This is a genomic window from Protofrankia sp. Cj3 (genome assembly GCF_917627355.1).
GTDB lineage: Bacteria > Actinomycetota > Actinomycetes > Frankiales > Frankiaceae > Protofrankia.
Genome location: NZ_CAKJTR010000257.1, coordinates 4161 through 5769 on the forward strand (window position 1 = coordinate 4161; position 1609 = coordinate 5769).

Sequence of the window (1609 nt, forward strand, 5' to 3'; positions counted from 1 at the left end):
CCCCTCCCTCACCAGCTTCCGCCGCACCTACGCACGGGCCTAGATTCAGGTGAAGTACTACTACAACCTGACGGTGGACAGTGCGGAGAAGGCGGCGCTCAACACCATGCTGGGAACCTGCTGACAGATTCCACGGGAATCCGTTCCAACAGGCCTGGTCGTCCGTGAGTAGCGCGGCGGGCGACCAGGCCGCCTGTCTGGGTTCATGCGTCCTTCTGTCGTTTCACTGTCAGCCTGTCGGGTGTCCGACGTTGCGCTACCAGGCGACGCCTATAAAAATCGGAACCGTCACGATGGCCACTCGACGTATGGAATTAGCTGGCAGATAACCAGAGAACTCCTCAGGCGTCCCCGCCCCTGTCATACCGGTACGAAAGAAAGGCCAGGTCAGCCGGTGGAAACCACGACAGTGACGAGTGCTTCTCGCCGTGGTCGCGTCTCACCAGCCGCTGACGGTGCGCAGGTCGCCGGCACATCTGAGCCCACGCGCCCCGCCAGCCGACACCGCGGGGATCACAAGGTCGACACCACCGGGTCAGCCGGAGTGACGTACCGCCTGCCCCGCACGAACGACACGCCCTGGAAGGAACCATGAGCCGCTGCGAACCTGCGAGCCGAACCCGTATCCGTGCCTACCGCGAAGGCGTCCACGTGCTGCTCATCGCCGAGGGTGAGATACCCACCCCCGGCTTCACCATCACCATCACCCCAAGCCCGCTGCGGATCTTCCCCCAGCAATTTGATCTCCAACGCTGCGCGAAGCCCGGCATCTTCCCCCAGCATGTCACCCCGTATCGGCACCTCGAAACGGTCCGCTACCCCGAAGACCAGCCGCAGATCACCGTCCATCACGCCGACGGCACCGACCAGATTCCCATCGAGCCCTGTGGCACGGACCTCGCCGGCTACGCGGCCGCCGTGCGAGGCAGCGCGGAGAAGGCCGCCCCGCCGGCGGCGGATGAGGCCGTGGGCATGTCACCCACCCTCAGCTTCGACGACGCGTTCGCGAAGGCCATCGCGAACCTACCGGCCGTCGACGCCCCGCACGCCGACGCGCTCACCCACATCCAGGTCCTGGAGACCAGCGGCCTGTTCGGCGGGTTCGCCGGGTTCCACCACCTCCTCGTCCGCGTAAGCCGGACTATCACCTGACCGCCGACCAGCCCGCTGCGCCCGTCCGAGGATCGACAAGGTCGGACGGGCGCAGCAGCGGGCGCCCCGGGCAGGTGCGCGTCGGGTGTGGGGTGCGTCAGCCCGGGGCACGTGTACCGCAGCCGCTCCGGTGCCACCGGGTCGGGGTTTTGTCCTTGAAAAAGACCCGCGCCTCATGCGACGGGCCGCTGTGGTCCAAGCCGTAGAACATCAGGTCTGCGCGGGCGATCTCCACCCCTCGGTGGCCGGGGGCAGTTCGAGGGGGAAACGGACGGTTATCGCTACCCTCCTACCGTCGTGCGGCTGGAGAAACTGGCTAGCGGGAGTTTCGCCCCTAATTTGATCTTGGTTGGAGTATTCGCAGCTCATGACCGATGTCGATCTTCCGGAGCTGTATGACCTAAGAGAGCATCTTGTCCTTTTTTGCAATGGTTCAGCCTGTGGGGTACCAGAACTC

The 1609-nt window shown here is 65.2% G+C and carries 1 protein-coding gene; it reads left to right on the forward strand.

The features are described from left to right. Positions 1-591: 591 nt before the first annotated feature. Positions 592-1152 carry a hypothetical protein gene (locus tag MJ783_RS21760; protein WP_239313394.1) on the forward strand — a complete coding sequence of 187 codons (561 nt, stop codon included), beginning with the start codon at positions 592-594 and terminating at the stop codon, positions 1150-1152. The last annotated feature ends 457 nt before the right edge of the window (positions 1153-1609 follow it).